The sequence below is a fragment of the Aliinostoc maniaoense genome (assembly GCF_058172895.1).
In genome coordinates, this window is sequence record NZ_CP187953.1 from 43498 (window position 1) to 60741 (window position 17244).

Consider the following 17244-nt stretch of genomic DNA (forward strand, 5'->3'; position numbering starts at 1 on the left):
ATAGCTATCAATCATAACTCGCAATAGCAAATCATCAGGCGATCGCACCTTCTAATTTTGCGCTATAACCATTAGAAATCGGCTGATTCTGTCGTGTTGTCTTCCATTTACGACCAATAGCTAGCAATACCTGCTCTATTTCATCATCATTAGCAGCATCAATCATATCTACAATGCTGGTCTTTTCCTCCTCCGAAGTCAGTGGCTCATTTGCCAATAACTCGCAGAAATAACGACGAGAGCCAGGAGCAAGTTGATCCATTCCTTCTAATAAGGCTGAAAATACCTCTGGGCTTACCCACTTTTTACCATTCCTAAACTCAGATAAATGGTTCGGGCCAATGCCAACTAAACTGGCTAGCTCCTTTCCTTGTATACCGTGTCGATCCATTGCTTGCTTGAAAAGCTTGCTGATCTGAGTCATAAATTTTTGTTACCCCATCATTAAACTAGTAGATGTATTATATACTAGCTATCAATCTACTAGATGAATCTAATCAATCTGATAAGTTGATTAGATTTTGATTCTATCTCAATGAAACAGCCCCGACAAGTTACTTGCCAGGGCAATTGTTAAAGCTAAGAGAATAGTATGACAATCAGCAAAACTACGCAAACGTCTTTTGACGGAAGTTTTAGCTTCCGTAATGTCGCAGTTGCAACAAGGGAGTCGTAGCTGTGGCAGAACAACATTACAGAATGACATTAGACGATGCGATCGCACAGTATGGATACCAGTTTGGCGCAATTTACAGAATTTACTGTGAACAAACAGGTTATTCCTATGTTGGCCAAACTAAAGACATTTCAACAGGACAGAAGCAGTTATCTCGAATTAAGACTCATTACAATGCTTTAAAAAAAGGTTGTCACCCATGCCTGAAATTACAAGCTGTTTGGAATGATACTCAAGGCAAATCAATTAAGGATGAAATTTTAGAAATTATTCCTTGTGTTGAGGGAGATGGAATCAACAGGAAGTTTAAGAAAAAGTTATCCAATGCAGAAAAACACTGGCAAGAAGTCTACAAGCATCATGAGGAATCAACTCCAGAGCGACATTATGCACTAAAAGCTCAAGAACTCAAAGAGCTAAAAGACGCAGGAATCATTAACAATGCAACCTTTATCTACTTTGCACTGAAATTAAAAAATCCTTGGTGCGATCGCCCGCTTCGTATTAAGCCAGCAGAATTAGCAGTTGAATTGGATATTCCTGAAAGCAGCATTTATGAAGCGATCGCTAAACTAAAGGCTTCAGAATTAATCAGCATTGATAAAGCTGAAATTGTTCTTAGATGGCAAAACCATTCTCAACAAGATAGTCATTCTGACAATTCAGAATCAATTATGGAAACTCAGAATGGATTCCAAGAACCCAGAATGGATTCTGATAATCCAGAATTGATTACGGAAACTCAGAATGGATTCCAGAAACCCAGAATGGATTCTGACAATTCAGAAAATCATCAGCCAGAACCTTTACAGGACAAGGATTCTAAAAACCCTCATACTATTCATACTTATTCAGACTTTATAAATACTCTCTCAGACAGGGAGAGAGAGGAATTTTTGAAATTCGGAGAACAGAAAGCCGCACAGCTTCCCCATCCCCCTACACTCCCCCGGCGGTGGGTAGAGGCCAACTGGGAAGAGTTAGCAGGCCAGTGGTACAAATCAAAAAATCAAACTCCCCCGGCGCAAAATTCAAAATGGGAGAATGACCCCCGCACCCCAAACTGGCTAGCCATCATCGAGGAGACAGCCAATCCCTTAGAATTTGCAGTGGGAGACAAAGAAAAACTCGACTTTGTGCGCTGGGCGAAGGAGACTAAACAATTTAGCTGGTTGAGGGAAGAATCATGATAGAGGATTTCCCCCAATTTGAACCTATACCAATTCGCCCAGAGGAATTAGAGGATAAGGAGATTTGGCAGCCAAGTTGGAAATGCTTTTGCTGTCAGGATACGGGTAAAGTTCAAAATCATTTAGTTAAATTAGTCATGCCAAATTATGACTATGACCGCGATCGCATCCCCCTATGCCAATTGTGTGGTGCGGGTGACAAGCTTTACCACTTAGTTGAATTTGGTGTAATTGATACTCGTTTTGAAACTTTACTGTGTAAGAAACTAGACGCTTTAGCTCGTGAGGAATGGAATAAAGCGACACAAGAACAGTTTGCAATTGCTAAAAAACGAGTGGGATTAATAACTGATGAAATCGCCGCAGCGCATAGCTTAACTAAGCGAAAACGCACTCAAAACGACGAGCGAGAAATACAGATACGGAAAGATAACGCGCACGATACATCAGGAGAAAATGATGAACTACTGTGAGGGTGACAGAATCATTACCCCTGGCGATGCCTTCGGCGGGCAAAGCCAACGGTTTGGTACGGTATCGAGTGTACACGCCAAAAAGCTTACTATTACTTGGGATAACGGACTTAGTGCCGAATATACCCCAAAACAGTTGCAAGCTTGGAATTACAGAAAATTCTTAGAGGATGAAGGAGCGATCGCGGATATATGCAACTCAAACACGCCAGCTTCTTTGCAGGAATCGCCGGTTTTGAACTCGGAATCCAGGCAGCCGGAGCAGCTGACATCATTACTACAGGATTATTCATCGAAAATAACCCCGACGCGCAAGCAGTCCTTAAATGCAGATATCCCAACATCCCGATCCACAGCGATATTAGAAATTACTACCCCAAGTCAGGACAATTCAACCTTTACACAATTGGATTTCCTTGTACTGGAACATCAATTGCAGGAAACGGAACAGGACTTGAACACCCAGAATCATCACTCTGGTTTGAATCCCTGCGCTGCATTGCCGACGGCCGCCCCAGCTTCATCATCATTGAAAATCCTGAAGGGCTTATCAATAGAGGATTACGAGCAGTTCTTGGGGGACTGCGAATGGTCGGCTATTGTTGGGACGATCCGCATCTTATATCGGCGGCGGAAGTCGGATCACCGCAAGGACGTAACCGACTCTTCATTATTGCCTACACCAACAACGTATGCGAAAGGCTCAACGGGATGCAGGCCTGCTGGGCAGACCAGATTGGAACAGAAATTGAAACCATACTTAACCAAGGGAGACAAGTTAAACCCAGCCGTGCCAGGGTGGATGATGGGCTTCCCCGTTGGCTGGGTGGAAAAAGTATTGATGGATGGTGGCGAGACAATCTCAATACAGCTCCCATTTACCCAGGAGTACGTCACCACCTCAACAAGCGACGAGAATGTAACGACCTCTACGCCCGTGCAGTCTGCCCCTTGCAAGCAGCAGTTGCAATTAAACGAGTCTGTTACCTCGCCAATCTCGTCACAGCAGTTTAATAAAGCTATAACTCTGCATCAACCCTGGGCTTATTTAGTTGGTAGATATAAGTACTTTGAAACTAGAAGTTGGCCTACTAATTACAGAGGTAAAATCGCTATTCATGCAGCTAAAAAGCAGAAAGATACCGATTACTGGTGTAAACAACTATTAGATTTGTTGCCAGAAACAGAATTAATGTTTGGTGCGGTGGTGGCGATCGCTGACCTGACCGACTGCATTAAAATGACTCCTGAGTTTATAGCCCAGCAGTCACCAACAGAATTAAGGTCTGGGTTGTGGGAAGTTGGGCGTTATGCCTGGAAGTTACAAAATATTCAAATTCTTCCCGAACCTATACCAGCTAGAGGTAAGCAGGGACTTTGGGATATTGAGTTATCAATCCCTATGCCCCATTCCCTCAGCACCAAATTCTTAGAGGAAAATCATTCAATCGAGTGTACACAGCAATTAAAAATAGGTGATCGTGTCCGTATCCTAAAAACCAGAACCAAAAACCTTGAGGGATGGGTAGGTTACGAAGCCATAGTAACGGGTATTAATGGGGAAGCAATCTCTGTAACAACTGGTAAAGGGAAGGAGAAAAAGCACCTTACTCTCAAGTATGGATGGTATGAGCTAATACCCGTTAGCGAAGCGGGCGCGCGTACTCGCGCGACAAATTTCTTAGAGGAAAAACAGCAGCCATCACAGCTTCCGCAACAGCCCAAACCCAGTAAAAAAAAGGGTTGTTTGTACAAGTATCTTGAAAATAAGAAGTTGAAGAGTGGGGCGATCGCCAGTTACCCCCGTGTAATTGGAGACAGGAAACCTGATAATCCTAACCATTGGCGTTGGGGCTTTAACTGGGAGGAGAAGATTGACGGCGAGTGGAAGGGCAGAAGTATTGGATCAGTACCAGTGGGGGCGATTCCTTTAATTGAAGATATGAGAAAGCGCAATATTCCCCTTGAAGAAATAATTGATTTTATTAAGAGGTCAAAAAAGCGAAAAGTTGGAGATGTGGCTTTCTCAGACCCAAACTTTTCAAGACCAAAGAAATCTTAATAGTTTAGGGGTATAAATCAAACCCCTAATTTTATGATATTTATTAGTTAATAGAATAATTATTTAATGCTCAATGTATCCTGAAAACTGGTCAGAAATTGCAACCGAAATTAAACAGCAGGCGCAATGGTGCTGTGAAAAATGCGGCTTGCAGTGTGCCAAACCAGGAGAAAAGTTAAAAAACCGAGTTTATATGCTGCAAGTTCATCATTGGGACAGAAATCCAGCAAATAACCACAGAGCAAATCTTATAGCTCTTTGTGGTGCGTGTCATCTTAATTATCATAGAGGCGGTAAATCTAATATTTCGCCAGGGCAATTATCATTATTTGATTCTTAGAGGAAAGGGGCGATCGCATATAAATTTCCTCGCTTGAAAAAGCACAGCAAATTAGATAATTTTTGATGCGATAATACCAATCAAGACAATAAGGCCTAGTGACCTGCGAAAATAATTAACGCCTTGAAATAATTCCATCCACGCCCAAGTAAATAAAGAGCCATTTGCTACTACATCCAATACTGTATTAATCTTGCCAGTTGTAAAAATTAAAGTTAATAAACTAGATACTATCCAAACAATAAGCGGTAGATTAGGTATTTGAGCGATGACAATATTGCCATCGCTGTCACGGAATATTTTATCAACTAATGTATTTTCCATAACTTTTCGTTCCAATTATTTAATAGATTGAAACATTAAAGTAAATCTCGTTCCCAGTATCTAATTGCTGAGATTAAAGCGGTAAAGACTATATTGAAAGGCATACTCACAGGGAAGCTGCCAATATAATGAATGCCAGTTTTTGGATCAATCTTAGATAGAGCAATAGAGCGATCGCCTGGGCTTGGGGCGGAGCATCGTCGCTTTTCCTCTAAGAAAAAAACTATGCAGCTTTCTCCTCTTGGTTTAACACCTGTAACCAGTCAACAAGCCTTTGGCGTTGTGCTTCACTTACCTTAATACTTGCCGAGCGTAGCGCAGCCCTGGGGAAGATTGCCCGTAAATTAGCCACCATTTCTAGTGATTTGCAAGCTTCCAAGCACTCGACAATGTAATCAATCGATTCCAGGGTGAGCCATTCTCTTGTCGCTTGCTCCTCGCAAATGTGATATTTCATAGTTTTACCTTTGGACTAAGGCGATCGCGCTTATTGTGGGTGGTTACGCCAACGCTTCTTGAGTTCCCTAGCCGGGGATAAACCAGTGCTTTCCTCGTTTCCTCGTCATCTTAGAACATAAATGTAAATTGTGTAAATTAATACGTGTAAATTTCTTAGCGACAGTGTAGAGCGATGTCTACGGCGGTAAACTACGCTCAAAGCAAAAATTCTTTGCGTCAAGAGGTTGGTTCATCTCTACCAATACCTAATTCTCTTAGCTTGGTTTTGATATCTTCCCATTTTTGACCGCAGTAGTAGTATTTTTTATCTCGCAGGTTTGCTAAATAATACCCAGGCTTACCGCCATTAATGCGGAATAATTCGATGGCTACATTCTGATCCGTTGTGCCAAATTGCTCGGCTCTATTGGTTAACTGCGTAGGCTCGTCAGTAGGGTTGTAAAAAACTCTCCCGTTTTCTTTCACAAACCAGTCAACACCCGATCTTCTGTAAATTAGGTAGTGAAACGGAAAAACAATTTTAGACATAGGCTAAACTAAAACTAAGAATTAAAAAAGAAAGGAGAAGCCCCCAAGGGCTAGTTGAGGGCTTCTTTGATTTAGTCTAGGTCGAGGTTAGGATTCTTCATCTTCTTCCTCGATTCCTAGATCCTCGCGGACTTCTTCGCCAAATACGATCCGGCGATCGCCTGTTTCCCCATCTTCCTCAACCCATCTGTCTTGAGTTGTCTGGGTATCCTCATCAAGATGTTCATAAGTTTTCTCGATGTCTGGATCTTGGCTGTGTCCGTTTCCACCTGATTGAACTACTTTTATCACCTCCTGAATTGAGGGTATCAATTTTGCCCTCATACTTATAATTATTACCTATTTAGCTAAATCCGTAAACCATTTTTGAATAAACGTTAACCATAAATTGAATGAGATTGATTCATGATTTCTATGATTTCGATAATAGGAACTTCACTTGTGAAACATTCAGTCCGACCATCAAAGTCGTTAACCGGTCGGTAAGAGAACTGTGCAAAGTGCTGTAAAATTAATTCCTCCTTTTGAAGAACAGAAGTAAGCAAATCTTCAACTTGATGTATTACATTAACTTGATAATTTTTACCAGGAAACCTTTTGTTGATGGGAAGCCCTGTAACACCAATCTTTATGAAAGTCTCATCAGGAAATATAAATTCTGCTAAATAAAGATATTTTCTGGTAGTCTTTTCAAGTTTTCGATCCTTATGAATCAAAATAATCTTTTCTGTTGCAATCGCATCTAGCAACTGTCCTGTAGAGCCTTCATTATCGTATATGTAGCCTAGCTTGTGAGCTATTTCTTTTAGTTTATCTGCTGTTTTAGGGTCTACCCTAGCATGAATATTAGTGCGGTTAAGCTTCTTTCTGCCTACCATAAATTCTCAATAAATGGTTTACAGATATTCTAGCAGCATTTTTTACTTTCAATAGCGATCGCAACTTCAGTTCTAGGAGATAATCTACTAGTTTGAACTGTCTAATGATTATCTTGGAAGATCACCAGCTAAACCTATTTCCAGATGTAAAACCTACACCAGCACCTAGAACAGAAACACTGGTGATGAGTGCTTCTGCTTTGCTGAAGTGGAAGGCACAGATTTTGGAATATCAGCACAAGGTAAGAGATAACAAACCACCTGAGCAGGTGACACTGTTTGACATTGCACCCAAGCACTGTGACCCTGACCAGATTGATCCGTTGCAGTTACAGGTGCGATCGCTCTCGTTTTGGAGGATGCCAGCTGATAGCCCCGGCGATGCGTGTCTGTACTTTGTTGTTGACTCGGCGGCGGAGTTAATTTTGTATGTGGGGGAAACCTGCCGGAGTAACAAGCGGTGGAAAGGGATTCACGGCTGCAAGGATTACATTGCTAGCTACCAGGATTTACATTATCGCTATGAGATGAAGACAGCAGTAAACATCGCTTTTTGGTGGGATGCTCCTATTGAGCGACGCGCACGGCAAGAGTTAGAGTTGAGCCTGATTCAAAAGTGGCTCAGTCCATTTAATAAAGAAAATTGGGAACGGTGGGGACAGCCGTTTAAGTAGACTGTTTTATGGTGTAGAAGGGCTAATTAAAATGTCTGATAATTTTCCTTCATTCTTAGAGGAAACCCCAAATTATTGTCCAAATCAAAGCCTATTATTAGGGCATAGCATAAGCGCACCCAAAACAGTTTTACTCCGGCACACTAACAGAAGGATGAAATATCGGATGAAGTGCTGACGGTGGAAATCCTTCTTTTTTTAGTTTGTGTTCATTCATATAATCACTATCAAGGATTCCATAACTTCTAGTAATTTCCGCCATCTCCATCACAAATTCTCTATTGAAAACTACTCCAAAATAAGTGCTACCTTTAAACTTATGCCCAATCCATGTTGGGTCAATTACTTCAAAAGAATTGTTAACTAACCAAGCATGAGATACTGCTAAATTCAAATCATCATCAATAGCAAAGCCTTCACAGTAATTTAGGTTGGAGTAGTCCCATAATGCTTTAAAGCAATTCTCAAAGCATGATTTTGGTTGTCCTTTAAATGGCGATTTGACATTTTTATCAAAAGGTATACCATTAGCTAAAATAATACTTTGTGTACTTTTATGGCGAAAATCAGAACGTGTGTTGAGTTGGTCAATTAAGTCTGCTTGCTGTTTTAATATTCCCAGCAGACGGTCTAAGTTATTGCTCATTATTTAAATACTTATTTGCTAGTTCTTTATTCAATGCAGGGTTTCTGTTTTCGATAATTTGAATCAGACTAACTAGCCGATTCAACCAATATTCACGAATTGCGTCAATTTCTAGTGCTGCATAGTTTATTGATAACTTTTCATCTGGATTTGTAGCCATGAGCTTACATTCTGCCGCTTGATTAGCTTTTTTCATTTCTCTCGTGCAAAGTGCATATTCAGTTTCTATTATCTTCTGGAACTCATGAGCAATACTTAGTTGTTCTGGACTCATGTATTGCTGGTTTTTAAACACATCCCTGACTACTTCATTGTTAGTCATAAAACTATAATCCTTGCTGTTATATTTTTTTAAATTTTATAACTTACGATTCAAAAATCAAGTATTAGTTTCAGTTAGTCGATTTTCATTTTAATATCCATTATTATTTGATACTTAAGAATTAAGTTGATTAAATTTAACTAAATATTAAACCACCAATACTTATGAAGTCCTGTCATTTTTGATCCAGCTACAGAGTTCTCGTCAGCCCATGTTAGCGTACTACCATCCCCGCACTCGTAACCATCCCCACCAAATTTACTTCTTCCCTCTTCTACTACTTGCATCATCACTTTAATAATCATTTTTTCACTTACAGAAATATTATAATGTTCTAATAGCAGAGCTTTGATATCTTTAGTACAAACATGATCAAAAAATCTAGGCTTTTCTTGAAGAATACTAATAATCAAATTTTTTAATTGTTCTGATTTCATTGTTTTACATAAACACTCCCATATTTTTATTTTATACCTATTATTTGATTCAAAAAATTATTCTAAGTGCAATTATTCATTATCTACAAGCTTATAAACATATTCAGGTTCTAGCCCTCTACCATTTCTAACGGGTGATTTCTTAACTTGAATCTTTTCAACTGTGCGTTTTTTACTCAATTGACTTAGCAATGAACTAACTGCATTAGGGTTCATGCCTGTATTTGATGCAATGTCAGCACGAGTGGCACTACCACCTAATTTTCTAATGGTTCTAATAATCTGCTCTTGGCTTCCCGGCACATATTTTTTATCGGGATTTATTTCTATCCCAATAGTTACCAAAACTTTATTAGTTAATTGCTCTTTAATATCATCATCAATTGATAAATTTTCAATATCACTTAATGTCTGAACTGCTAAATTAATTGCTTGTATTGTTTCCAAGATTTCCATATAATCTTAAATTCTATTGTTGGAAATGATTTTTGGCTATTTAACTGCTAAGACGATTTGCAATAATCTCTATAAACTTTATTATTTTTTCATCGTCATCATCCCATGTTGGCAGAAGATAGATGTACTTAATAAAAGAATTATTTAATATGTTCTGGATTTTTACTGGAAGATTAGCATAACTAAAACTATTTAAATCTGTTATGATTTTTAATTCGGTCAAACTATAAAGATTTTGATAAAAGTCTACAATTGCTTTTAACCTTTGTTTGCCATCAATGACTTTGTATTTAAATGTTGTTGTTTCATAAATTATAATAGGTGGTACAGGAAAATTTAAGAGAAAAGATTCAATCAAATTTGATTTTTTTATATTATCCCAATGATTAGATTGAGGATAATTTATGCTGATATAACTAGGATTAGACGTAAATTTTTCAACAAATTCTGGTAATTTCATACGGCCATGTTCTTGAATAAATCTGTCTTTATTAGAAAAATCTTTAATAGTCATATTATCGTTTATCATAACTTATACCTCAGCATTTAAGTGATTTCACCAATTCAGCAGGAATATTCATCAACCGGATTCCTTTCCCCCCATTACAAGAACTGGCTCAATCCAGACTAATTTTCTTTGCTGCCTGCCTTCTCCATAAGGTTGATTGCGTAAGAAGCCTCTGCGCCAGTGGACACTTTTAGTACCATGTGTACTGCTACTACCTTCACTGCTTTGTGTCCCTTCACGTTTGAGTCGATATCCTTGTCCAAGCCAAAGTGGTTGATAAAAATCTTGCGCTTGTGCTTTGCCAAAACCTTTATTCACCCTGACTTTTTCGCTTGTTGTATCTACAAGCTCAGGACGGCATTCCATTATCAAAATTAAACGTAAGAAAATTGCTTGTAGATATTGATTAAAATCTGTTACTACTTGTGGATTGAAATCTTGAACATCAGTATATTGAGCTTTTATTACGTCATCACCGATTTTAAATCGACGGCAGAAAGAACTAAGTCCATCGATTGCTGCCCAACAAAGAATGTTACTATCAGTATCAAAATGCCAGAAAATAGCATTAATACTGCGTTTTTCTGGGGACATAACTGCACCAGTAGGCAGCATAAAAAATCCAGTTTTCATTGCCCACTGCAAATTTGCAACTTCAATATCTAAATTTGATTGCATTAATGCGCTTAACAAATCATTATTTACCCAATAAGCCGGGCATTTGGCTTGCCCTACTTTAAATAGTGTGTAAAGAGTAATATATCCTGACTCTTTGGGGTTACTTCTAACTTGCTTTTGTAACAATTGTTCGTCCCCAGAAAAATAGGCATCAGCAACATAGCCGCAAACCTTTTCATAGCTTTCATAGCCATCTACTGGTAAGGTAGGGCGGATAACAATTTGGTTGTACCAACCTTTTGGCTTTTTCGTCATGCTTTGCCGTTCAACTGCGTTCTGCTTTTAAGTTAAATTCTCTGTATATTATTGGTCAAAATGACAGTGTTATGTCCTAATTGATCCGTGATTTCCATGCGATGGCATACCAGGACGCTAGGCAGCACGTCTCAAAAATTCCTCTCTATGCCATTGTAGGGAATCTTGCCTTGGATAATACTGCTCTTGGGCAGGTAATATAATGCGATCGCCCCCAAACTCCCGCATCGGTTTAGCGTTCGGTGAATCTTCCCGCAAGTTGTCAGCAACGATAATGGTGTAATCATCGTCAATGGTGAACCAAAAGCGGTCAAATGCCCAATGATGATTTTTGCACAGCGATAGCCCGTTATCAATGCGGTCGTCGTAGAACTGGGAGAATGGTTTGATGTGTGACCCATCAACGATGTTCTGTCCGAGCGAATCGAGTACCTGCAATCCGCAGAAGGCGCAAGTGTGATTGTAAGTTGAGACAACGATTTTACGAAAAGCCCCATCCCGCACAATTACAGCTTGTTCATCTTCTAATTCCTCTGGTTGGTAGACCTTGCCCCCGGTGCGTCGCAACTGTTCTTGTAGTTCAGCAAAGGCGTTGACTTGTAATAATGACTCTATATCGTGTGTACGCTCCTTAAACCAGGAGTCAATCAAAACATGAGCCAGTACAGTTCTGTCTTGGGGATTTTGCAATATTGACCAAAGTTCATCATCAAGATAGGCGTACTCAACTGCCTGCCGAATAGCCCCAGGAGTAACAAATCTGGCTTTAGATGTAACTGTTGATTCAAATCCGAGATTGGGTTGGAAATGCCAAAATCCATCATTTGTAAGGTGGTAAAACGGCAGTCCAATATCAGGTTTGCGTACTGGTTCTAAATGACTCCACAACTTAAGGAAAGTGGCAATTAGTTCAGCCGACAGGGGAAATTGATTACACCTAACTTGCCCTTGGCTCACCATCTCAATGATTGACAGCAGCAAAATAGGTTTATTAGGCGCAACCCCATTAGAACGAGATACCCTGAGCTTGCCAAACTTATTGACGTAGTAGGTGAGATTTTTAGTCATCTTACATCTGCCACAAATCTTTACTGATTTACTCAACTAGAGTCAGAGCAATTTTATCGTTTAAAATCACTGCCTTAGCAGCAGTAACAGGCGTATAAGTCATCACATCTTTGCAATAAAACTGTGGGTGGTCGGGATGCAGGTTATATGTCACCCGTTGGTAGCCTTTATCAATGAGCGATCGCACTGCATCATCACTCAGTTGATCCCACTCTAACGACTCTAAAATCCCCACAACATAGGCGTGAACATTTTTGCGACCTTGCTTAATAGCACGTTCTCGTCCCTTACGCTCAACCTCAAATACGGCATCCCTTAGTCGGCACACTCCAGCATGAGTTAGCAGTGACCCGCTTTTTCCACCTGACTTGAGTGAAAAGACGTGATAATGCAGGTTGAAGTAAACCGCTACACGCTGACCGTAATAGGCGGTTGGGTGAATGATACTGAACGGATACCGATGAGTCATGATGAGCCTGCGGCTACAACCCGCATATTCTACAGCAAATATTAGCAGGCTAATACTGATATCAGTGATATAAGCGATGTGTTTTTAGTAACTCGTGAGCTAGGCTGTTGCCGAAATTGTGAGTATCTAAAAATACAATGAGCGATTCAAATTTTTTTGCTATTGACCCCAAGCTAGAGGATTATTGGCGGGCAATAATATTGTTTGGTAAAAACGTTGCGTGTTATAAATTTGCGCTGGCAAAATCACTATTGGAATTAGCACCGCAGGGTAAAACTCTCATCACTTTGGAAGAGTTAGCAGAACCATATTCGCGGTACGTTATTGAACATATGCAAAAGTGCGATACGCAAAATCAAAAAGCTGACCGCCCGTATCCTTTTATTGAAGCGTGTCGGCAGTTTAAGGCAGGTGCGATCGCACAAGATGAATTGCTTGAGGTGACTAAGAATAAAGGATTTGATGTGGTGTTAGGTGCGTTTCACAATGTTGGATCTGGACAAGTACCTGTGAGGTTTTATGACAAGCCCAGGAAGCGCAAGGAGATTACTGTTAGTGATGACTTATTTAAGTTATTAGAAACAAAGCAATTTCATAACTTATTACAAGAAGTAGATGCAAGGTGGCAACTTGTAGAAACTGCTTGGCATTTAGATATTTCGCGTAATCTCCTGACTATAAACTACGACTCAGATCAAAAGTTGCTATTTACATTTGGCGAAAGTAAGCGGCGGGTAGATGTCACCTCATGCCGTGATGCCCTTAACGGCTATCAAAAAGGTAAATGCTTTTACTCATTTGCAGATATTTCGATTGAACCAAGTTCTAAAAACCTAGCCGATGTAGATCACTTTTTCCCACATTCGTTAAACGAATATATACCAAATATTGATGGTGTATGGAACTTGGTGTTATCATCACAAGACTGCAATCGGGGTGAAGGAGGGAAATTTGATAGACTCCCAGATATCAAATATTTGGATCGCCTACACAACCGCAACGAATTTTTGATTACCAGCCACCATCCCCTACGTGAGACACTGATTCTACAAACGGGTAACACTAAAGAAAAACGGCAAGATTTTTTGCAAGATGCGTATAATACAGCACAAACCGCTTCGGCAACTGGACGTAATTATGGCTGGAAACCAAAGTTTGAATATCCAGCAACGTTCTAAAATAGCAGGTGCAACGTCAAGGTTCTAAAAAATATGCGCGAATATCGCTGCACCCGTAACGCCCTTTATGCTCATGATTGCACTGGCCGTGATGACCTGAGCGAACGCCAGGGGCATTACATCTGGGCAATCAACGAAGAAGCTGCATGGCAGGAAATGGCGCGGCGGTATCCCAACGAAACTGAGGCGGGGTTTACTGTACAGGAGTGGGAAAGTTTTGATGTTAAAGTAGTGGAGGTTAAACGGGATGAGGAAGGAAACATTATTGAGTAACTTGAGCAATCGCCCCCCGCTTTTAATGGAAGCATTGGCTGAGGTTAGGGCTAGCAGCTTGTGTAATATGTTCAATTACGCCTGTGTCATACTTGCTCTTCAAGACCTTGGTTATAGCTTACAGGCAGACTGGTTAGAGGAAAATCTTAATATTTATAACGAGATTTTGATACATGAATTTTCTCAGTGGTTGCAAGCTAATCCTCGCTCCTTTAGAGAATCGGTTGCTCAACGCGTGGCCAGAGAGACTGGTTTAGAACTAATTGACGAGTAATAAAGTGACACAAAACCAGATAATCAAACAACTCCTTGACTCCTATGATTCTTCTCAAACAGAATGTGATGGTATGGTTCGCATTTGCCACACTGTACTAACTAATCATGGTATAGAACATCAACCGATGATTGGGGTTTTGACTCTGCAAAATCAAGGAATTGAGCCGCATTTTTGGATTGACTTACCATCAGGTGAACGTATTGATTACCGAGCTAAAATGTGGCTATTGGGAGAGAATATTCCTCATGGCATCTTTTACCCTCAAGACTTTCCAAATATCATCTACACTGGTGAACCAATAGAGTTAGATGTATTGTCTCCCGTATTATTTGAAATGCTGACGCTTAAGGTTGATTGGGAACAGTTTCAGCAAGGTCAATCACCTGATTAAGATTTTGTCCCGGTTCTACCGTGATGATATATTGCCCATACGGATTACCATTTCCCCATTCGTGAGCATCAACTATATAATAAGTATTATTGTATTTAAATACTGCCATTGCTTTATTTCTTCTAGTCGCTATTTCTCTTGTAACATTAACAAGATGTGTAAAATCTTCAGGATTCATTTATACATTTAATTGGTTTTTAATAAATGGGGGCTTTGATTTTCTCTATTATAAATTTTATAAGCTTCAATATACATATTGAATTAAATTTAAGTAATCTCTATTTTTTTAACTCAACATTACAATTCTTACCAAATAAATTTTAACTAACAAATTATAATAGCAAATAAACAAATCTCTATTTTAAATCTCAATGCTTAATTCATTACGGCTGACAAATTTTAAGCCATTTGAAAATCAATTGGTTGAGTTCAAAGCACTTACCCTACTCTCTGGTTACAATAACACTGGTAAATCCTCTGTATTGCAAGCAATTTCACTACTGTGTCAATCTTACTCTTTAGGGTTACTACAAAACACTGGCTTATTGCTAAATGGGGATTTAATAAATATTGGTAAGGCAAGGGATGCTTTGTATGAAAATGCAAAACAAGACTATATTGAATTTGAGCTTGGTTTAACAAACGGAGCTAAAGGAATATGGCATTTTAACTACAACTCATTACATCAAGAAGCTGATGTTTTAGACATTGGATTTAAATCTGTTGATGCTGATATTTATCAATTAAGTATTTTTAGTGGAGAATTTCATCACCTGCAATCAGAACGTGCAACAACTAAGTTCGGAATCTTAAATTACCAAACGCAAAATCTTAAACCAATTGGTAAGCTTGGCGAATATACAGCACATTTTCTCTATACTTATGGTAGTCAAGCAATCCCCATTCCTAGCCTTGCTCACCCACAAGCAAAATCAATAAATTTACTAGACCAAGTTGAGGCATGGATAGGAGAAATAAGTTCTGGTTTAAGTATTCAAGTTAACGCACATTTAGATATAGATTTGGTTAACTTAAAATTTAGTGACCATGTTGGATACGGCATTACCTATATTTTACCAATTATCGTAGCCATCCTAGCATCCAATCCTGGTGCATTAATTCTGATTGAACACCCAGAAACCGGACTTCATTCACAGGCACAAACAAAACTAGGTAAGTTGTTAGCCCACGCTGCTAGTTGTGGTGTTCAAGTTGTAGTAGAAACTCATAGTGACCATATTTTAAACGGAATCCGTCTTGCTGTTCATGGCAGAAAAATTGAATCAGAAGATGTGCAATTACATTACTTTCAACGTCAAGAACAACAAGGTCAAGCTTTTATTCAAGTTGTGTCACCACACATTAATCGGGACGGCAGAATTGACAGATGGCCTGATGGGTTTTTTGATGAGTGGGAAAACAATTTAACAGTTTTATTAGCACCTGCAAAACCATAAATCGCTTTTGTTGTCATATACTATACTTCTAACTCTCGTAGCAGTGCATCATTTATCCTTTGTGCCTCTTCCCCACTAGTTTCTACCACGTCAAAAGCTTCTTGAACAGCTGCTTGCACTTTGGGCGGCAGTGCTTCAAATTTCTCGGTGTTGAGTATAGAAATGCGGCAACCGACATAAGGCATAAAGTCAACAAATGGCTGCATTCCCGATTTAATCAACAGTTTTGATAACAGCGTGATGGGATGGTAGGGTTTATCGTTGTCCTCACTGCGGTTAATTTCTCCAGCAAAATAACCACACAGCCAACTCAAGGCATCAATATCTGTTTTTAAAGCGGCAACTGTACCATCTAATACCTGTTTGTTAAGCTTTACAGGCAGGTTGTCAAAAATTGTATCTAATGCTTCTGGGTGTCGCTTGTGGCAATAGCTCACCGCAGATTCAATAAGTTTATCGATTTTTGTAGGTTGTCTTTGCCCAAATCCTTTGCCAGACATGGTAGTTGATGTATTGAATATACGGATTTTAGCAGGGTTTGGGGTGTGAGGGGCAGAGGGGGCGATCACCTATATTTTCCTCTAAGAATGAGAGGGGGCGATCGCTTAATACTTAAAATACTGCTGTGGTCAATCACTATAAGAAAAGTTAAATTGAATATGAATGAAACTTTAGCAACTACATTAGGGGAACTACAAGCACAAATATATTGGTTACATGATGCCCAAAAGTTTACACAATTGGCATCAGCAGCAGCTACCATATATACAAAACTTGGTTATACTCAATACTCAGCAGAAACGGCTGGTAATTTAATTAGTGAAGCTTATCAATTAGCTGATGATGCTGCTTTAGCCCAAAAAGCAGGTGATTTTAATCAAGAAATGCAGTTTTATCATCAAGCTAAAGATAAATTAATTACAGTAGAAACTATATTAGGTTATCAAACCAGTATTGCCATACATCAAATGAAATGGTGGCTGTATTTTCGTCATAAACAAAAACTACAAATCATTATTCACTTATTTTTACAACATTTTAAGCCACTGGGATTAGTGAATCTATTTACTGCAATTAAACTGACATATTTTTTGATGGAAATAGGTAGAGTTCATAAATCGCGTGATCTAGAAACTACCAAAGATAATGCTATAAAATACTGGGCTGAATTATTGAAAATTAAACCGCCACAATACCCTTATCTTGGTTAAATTGTCTGTTTTTA

28 protein-coding genes are annotated in these 17244 nt (G+C 39.2%); 12 read left to right on the plus strand and 16 right to left on the minus strand.

All coding sequences use genetic code 11. The annotated features are described in order from the left end of the window. Positions 1-34: 34 nt before the first annotated feature. Positions 35-424 carry a helix-turn-helix domain-containing protein gene (locus ACPZ3T_RS29725; RefSeq protein ID WP_490277535.1) on the minus strand — a complete coding sequence of 130 codons (390 nt, stop codon included), beginning with the start codon at positions 422-424 and terminating at the stop codon, positions 35-37. Between the two features lie 254 nt (positions 425-678). On the opposite strand from ACPZ3T_RS29725, the gene ACPZ3T_RS29730 reads away from it, so the two are divergent. The 5 genes from ACPZ3T_RS29730 to ACPZ3T_RS29750 all read left to right on the plus strand — a co-directional run bounded on the left by ACPZ3T_RS29730 (position 679) and on the right by ACPZ3T_RS29750 (position 4741). Beyond that, on the plus strand, positions 679-1866 hold the full coding sequence (locus ACPZ3T_RS29730; RefSeq protein ID WP_490277536.1) for a GIY-YIG nuclease family protein: 1188 nt from the start codon (positions 679-681) through the stop codon (positions 1864-1866). Then, complete coding sequence (locus tag ACPZ3T_RS29735) at positions 1863-2339, plus strand: hypothetical protein (protein ID WP_490277537.1); 477 nt, start codon at positions 1863-1865, stop codon at positions 2337-2339. Before ACPZ3T_RS29730 ends, ACPZ3T_RS29735 begins: the two co-directional genes overlap by 4 nt. A 192-nt stretch (positions 2340-2531) precedes the next feature. Continuing rightward, on the plus strand, positions 2532-3353 hold the full coding sequence (locus ACPZ3T_RS29740) for a DNA cytosine methyltransferase (protein ID WP_490277430.1): 822 nt from the start codon (positions 2532-2534) through the stop codon (positions 3351-3353). Next, positions 3304-4401: an ASCH domain-containing protein gene (locus ACPZ3T_RS29745; protein WP_490277431.1), complete on the plus strand. Its 1098-nt coding sequence runs from the start codon at positions 3304-3306 to the stop codon at positions 4399-4401. Before ACPZ3T_RS29740 ends, ACPZ3T_RS29745 begins: the two co-directional genes overlap by 50 nt. 73 nt (positions 4402-4474) lie before the next feature. Next, positions 4475-4741 carry an HNH endonuclease gene (locus ACPZ3T_RS29750; RefSeq protein ID WP_490277432.1) on the plus strand — a complete coding sequence of 89 codons (267 nt, stop codon included), beginning with the start codon at positions 4475-4477 and terminating at the stop codon, positions 4739-4741. 51 nt (positions 4742-4792) lie between these two features. Here ACPZ3T_RS29750 and ACPZ3T_RS29755 read toward each other — a convergent pair whose 3' ends face one another. The 5 genes from ACPZ3T_RS29755 to ACPZ3T_RS29775 form a co-directional block, all read right to left on the minus strand. Further along, complete coding sequence (locus ACPZ3T_RS29755; protein ID WP_490277433.1) at positions 4793-5065, minus strand: hypothetical protein; 273 nt, start codon at positions 5063-5065, stop codon at positions 4793-4795. A gap of 223 nt (positions 5066-5288) precedes the next feature. Beyond that, positions 5289-5522 carry a hypothetical protein gene (locus ACPZ3T_RS29760; protein WP_490277434.1) on the minus strand — a complete coding sequence of 78 codons (234 nt, stop codon included), beginning with the start codon at positions 5520-5522 and terminating at the stop codon, positions 5289-5291. Between the two features lie 218 nt (positions 5523-5740). Then, complete coding sequence (locus ACPZ3T_RS29765) at positions 5741-5989, minus strand: hypothetical protein (RefSeq protein WP_490277435.1); 249 nt, start codon at positions 5987-5989, stop codon at positions 5741-5743. Between the two features lie 150 nt (positions 5990-6139). After that, positions 6140-6343, minus strand: a complete 204-nt coding sequence (locus ACPZ3T_RS29770; RefSeq protein WP_490277436.1) for a hypothetical protein — start codon at positions 6341-6343, stop codon at positions 6140-6142. A gap of 86 nt (positions 6344-6429) precedes the next feature. Next, positions 6430-6930 (minus strand): hypothetical protein, encoded by a 501-nt coding sequence (locus ACPZ3T_RS29775; protein ID WP_490277437.1) that lies wholly within the window; start codon positions 6928-6930, stop codon positions 6430-6432. Between the two features lie 104 nt (positions 6931-7034). Here ACPZ3T_RS29775 and ACPZ3T_RS29780 point away from each other — a divergent pair, with 104 nt between their 5' ends. Further along, a complete protein-coding gene (locus ACPZ3T_RS29780) occupies positions 7035-7604 on the plus strand; it encodes a GIY-YIG nuclease family protein (protein WP_490277438.1) in 570 nt (189 codons plus the stop codon). A gap of 130 nt (positions 7605-7734) precedes the next feature. Here ACPZ3T_RS29780 and ACPZ3T_RS29785 read toward each other — a convergent pair whose 3' ends face one another. The 8 genes from ACPZ3T_RS29785 to ACPZ3T_RS29820 all read right to left on the minus strand — a co-directional run bounded on the left by ACPZ3T_RS29785 (position 7735) and on the right by ACPZ3T_RS29820 (position 12443). Next, positions 7735-8250, minus strand: coding sequence for a hypothetical protein (locus ACPZ3T_RS29785; protein ID WP_490277439.1), 516 nt, complete (start codon positions 8248-8250; stop codon positions 7735-7737). Beyond that, positions 8240-8572, minus strand: coding sequence for a hypothetical protein (locus ACPZ3T_RS29790; RefSeq protein ID WP_490277440.1), 333 nt, complete (start codon positions 8570-8572; stop codon positions 8240-8242). Before ACPZ3T_RS29790 ends, ACPZ3T_RS29785 begins: the two co-directional genes overlap by 11 nt. A gap of 140 nt (positions 8573-8712) precedes the next feature. Then, entirely contained in the window at positions 8713-9009 is a 297-nt protein-coding gene (locus tag ACPZ3T_RS29795) for a hypothetical protein (protein WP_490277441.1), read from the minus strand. Positions 9010-9081: 72 nt separating this feature from the next. After that, entirely contained in the window at positions 9082-9465 is a 384-nt protein-coding gene (locus ACPZ3T_RS29800; protein ID WP_490277442.1) for a hypothetical protein, read from the minus strand. 40 nt (positions 9466-9505) lie between these two features. Further along, on the minus strand, positions 9506-9979 hold the full coding sequence (locus ACPZ3T_RS29805; RefSeq protein ID WP_490277443.1) for a DUF262 domain-containing protein: 474 nt from the start codon (positions 9977-9979) through the stop codon (positions 9506-9508). Positions 9980-10045: 66 nt separating this feature from the next. After that, a complete protein-coding gene (locus ACPZ3T_RS29810) occupies positions 10046-10906 on the minus strand; it encodes an AcrVA2 family anti-CRISPR protein (protein ID WP_490277444.1) in 861 nt (286 codons plus the stop codon). A gap of 117 nt (positions 10907-11023) precedes the next feature. Then, positions 11024-11974 carry an HNH endonuclease gene (locus tag ACPZ3T_RS29815; RefSeq protein ID WP_490277445.1) on the minus strand — a complete coding sequence of 317 codons (951 nt, stop codon included), beginning with the start codon at positions 11972-11974 and terminating at the stop codon, positions 11024-11026. 28 nt (positions 11975-12002) lie between these two features. Beyond that, positions 12003-12443 carry a hypothetical protein gene (locus tag ACPZ3T_RS29820; RefSeq protein WP_490277446.1) on the minus strand — a complete coding sequence of 147 codons (441 nt, stop codon included), beginning with the start codon at positions 12441-12443 and terminating at the stop codon, positions 12003-12005. A gap of 137 nt (positions 12444-12580) precedes the next feature. Between ACPZ3T_RS29820 and ACPZ3T_RS29825 the strand changes: the two genes are divergently transcribed. Genes ACPZ3T_RS29825 through ACPZ3T_RS29840 form a run of 4 tightly spaced genes read left to right on the plus strand, consistent with a single transcriptional unit; the run spans position 12581 to position 14562 of the window. Continuing rightward, complete coding sequence (locus tag ACPZ3T_RS29825; protein WP_490277447.1) at positions 12581-13621, plus strand: HNH endonuclease domain-containing protein; 1041 nt, start codon at positions 12581-12583, stop codon at positions 13619-13621. A gap of 33 nt (positions 13622-13654) precedes the next feature. Next, positions 13655-13894 (plus strand): hypothetical protein, encoded by a 240-nt coding sequence (locus ACPZ3T_RS29830; RefSeq protein WP_490277448.1) that lies wholly within the window; start codon positions 13655-13657, stop codon positions 13892-13894. After that, entirely contained in the window at positions 13869-14168 is a 300-nt protein-coding gene (locus tag ACPZ3T_RS29835) for a hypothetical protein (RefSeq protein ID WP_490277449.1), read from the plus strand. Before ACPZ3T_RS29830 ends, ACPZ3T_RS29835 begins: the two co-directional genes overlap by 26 nt. Positions 14169-14172: 4 nt before the next feature. Beyond that, positions 14173-14562: a hypothetical protein gene (locus ACPZ3T_RS29840; RefSeq protein ID WP_490277450.1), complete on the plus strand. Its 390-nt coding sequence runs from the start codon at positions 14173-14175 to the stop codon at positions 14560-14562. Here the strand turns inward: ACPZ3T_RS29840 and ACPZ3T_RS29845 are convergent. Then, entirely contained in the window at positions 14516-14740 is a 225-nt protein-coding gene (locus tag ACPZ3T_RS29845; RefSeq protein WP_490277451.1) for a hypothetical protein, read from the minus strand. The two genes, ACPZ3T_RS29840 and ACPZ3T_RS29845, sit on opposite strands and share 47 nt — an antisense overlap. A gap of 193 nt (positions 14741-14933) precedes the next feature. Here ACPZ3T_RS29845 and ACPZ3T_RS29850 point away from each other — a divergent pair, with 193 nt between their 5' ends. After that, positions 14934-16019, plus strand: a complete 1086-nt coding sequence (locus ACPZ3T_RS29850; RefSeq protein WP_490277452.1) for a DUF3696 domain-containing protein — start codon at positions 14934-14936, stop codon at positions 16017-16019. A 20-nt stretch (positions 16020-16039) separates the two neighbouring features. Here the strand turns inward: ACPZ3T_RS29850 and ACPZ3T_RS29855 are convergent, their stop codons facing one another. Continuing rightward, positions 16040-16519: a hypothetical protein gene (locus ACPZ3T_RS29855; RefSeq protein WP_490277453.1), complete on the minus strand. Its 480-nt coding sequence runs from the start codon at positions 16517-16519 to the stop codon at positions 16040-16042. Positions 16520-16678: 159 nt separating this feature from the next. Here ACPZ3T_RS29855 and ACPZ3T_RS29860 point away from each other — a divergent pair, with 159 nt between their 5' ends. After that, positions 16679-17230 carry a hypothetical protein gene (locus ACPZ3T_RS29860; protein WP_490277454.1) on the plus strand — a complete coding sequence of 184 codons (552 nt, stop codon included), beginning with the start codon at positions 16679-16681 and terminating at the stop codon, positions 17228-17230. The last annotated feature ends 14 nt before the right edge of the window (positions 17231-17244 follow it).

Excerpts from the sequence above, each read along its gene's own strand:
- ACPZ3T_RS29725 (WP_490277535.1), bottom strand. The coding sequence starts at position 424 with ATGACTCAGATCAGCAAGCTTTTCAAGCAAGCAATGGATCGACACGGT.
- ACPZ3T_RS29735 (WP_490277537.1), top strand. The coding sequence starts at position 1,863 with ATGATAGAGGATTTCCCCCAATTTGAACCTATACCAATTCGCCCAGAG.
- ACPZ3T_RS29740 (WP_490277430.1), top strand. The coding sequence starts at position 2,532 with ATGCAACTCAAACACGCCAGCTTCTTTGCAGGAATCGCCGGTTTTGAA.
- ACPZ3T_RS29750 (WP_490277432.1), top strand. The coding sequence starts at position 4,475 with ATGTATCCTGAAAACTGGTCAGAAATTGCAACCGAAATTAAACAGCAG.
- ACPZ3T_RS29755 (WP_490277433.1), bottom strand. The coding sequence starts at position 5,065 with ATGGAAAATACATTAGTTGATAAAATATTCCGTGACAGCGATGGCAAT.
- ACPZ3T_RS29760 (WP_490277434.1), bottom strand. The coding sequence starts at position 5,522 with ATGAAATATCACATTTGCGAGGAGCAAGCGACAAGAGAATGGCTCACC.
- ACPZ3T_RS29775 (WP_490277437.1), bottom strand. The coding sequence starts at position 6,930 with ATGGTAGGCAGAAAGAAGCTTAACCGCACTAATATTCATGCTAGGGTA.
- ACPZ3T_RS29780 (WP_490277438.1), top strand. The coding sequence starts at position 7,035 with ATGATTATCTTGGAAGATCACCAGCTAAACCTATTTCCAGATGTAAAA.
- ACPZ3T_RS29785 (WP_490277439.1), bottom strand. The coding sequence starts at position 8,250 with ATGAGCAATAACTTAGACCGTCTGCTGGGAATATTAAAACAGCAAGCA.
- ACPZ3T_RS29790 (WP_490277440.1), bottom strand. The coding sequence starts at position 8,572 with ATGACTAACAATGAAGTAGTCAGGGATGTGTTTAAAAACCAGCAATAC.
- ACPZ3T_RS29795 (WP_490277441.1), bottom strand. The coding sequence starts at position 9,009 with ATGAAATCAGAACAATTAAAAAATTTGATTATTAGTATTCTTCAAGAA.
- ACPZ3T_RS29800 (WP_490277442.1), bottom strand. The coding sequence starts at position 9,465 with ATGGAAATCTTGGAAACAATACAAGCAATTAATTTAGCAGTTCAGACA.
- ACPZ3T_RS29805 (WP_490277443.1), bottom strand. The coding sequence starts at position 9,979 with ATGACTATTAAAGATTTTTCTAATAAAGACAGATTTATTCAAGAACAT.
- ACPZ3T_RS29810 (WP_490277444.1), bottom strand. The coding sequence starts at position 10,906 with ATGACGAAAAAGCCAAAAGGTTGGTACAACCAAATTGTTATCCGCCCT.
- ACPZ3T_RS29815 (WP_490277445.1), bottom strand. The coding sequence starts at position 11,974 with ATGACTAAAAATCTCACCTACTACGTCAATAAGTTTGGCAAGCTCAGG.
- ACPZ3T_RS29820 (WP_490277446.1), bottom strand. The coding sequence starts at position 12,443 with ATGACTCATCGGTATCCGTTCAGTATCATTCACCCAACCGCCTATTAC.
- ACPZ3T_RS29825 (WP_490277447.1), top strand. The coding sequence starts at position 12,581 with ATGAGCGATTCAAATTTTTTTGCTATTGACCCCAAGCTAGAGGATTAT.
- ACPZ3T_RS29830 (WP_490277448.1), top strand. The coding sequence starts at position 13,655 with ATGCGCGAATATCGCTGCACCCGTAACGCCCTTTATGCTCATGATTGC.
- ACPZ3T_RS29835 (WP_490277449.1), top strand. The coding sequence starts at position 13,869 with ATGAGGAAGGAAACATTATTGAGTAACTTGAGCAATCGCCCCCCGCTT.
- ACPZ3T_RS29845 (WP_490277451.1), bottom strand. The coding sequence starts at position 14,740 with ATGAATCCTGAAGATTTTACACATCTTGTTAATGTTACAAGAGAAATA.
- ACPZ3T_RS29850 (WP_490277452.1), top strand. The coding sequence starts at position 14,934 with ATGCTTAATTCATTACGGCTGACAAATTTTAAGCCATTTGAAAATCAA.
- ACPZ3T_RS29855 (WP_490277453.1), bottom strand. The coding sequence starts at position 16,519 with ATGTCTGGCAAAGGATTTGGGCAAAGACAACCTACAAAAATCGATAAA.
- ACPZ3T_RS29860 (WP_490277454.1), top strand. The coding sequence starts at position 16,679 with ATGAATGAAACTTTAGCAACTACATTAGGGGAACTACAAGCACAAATA.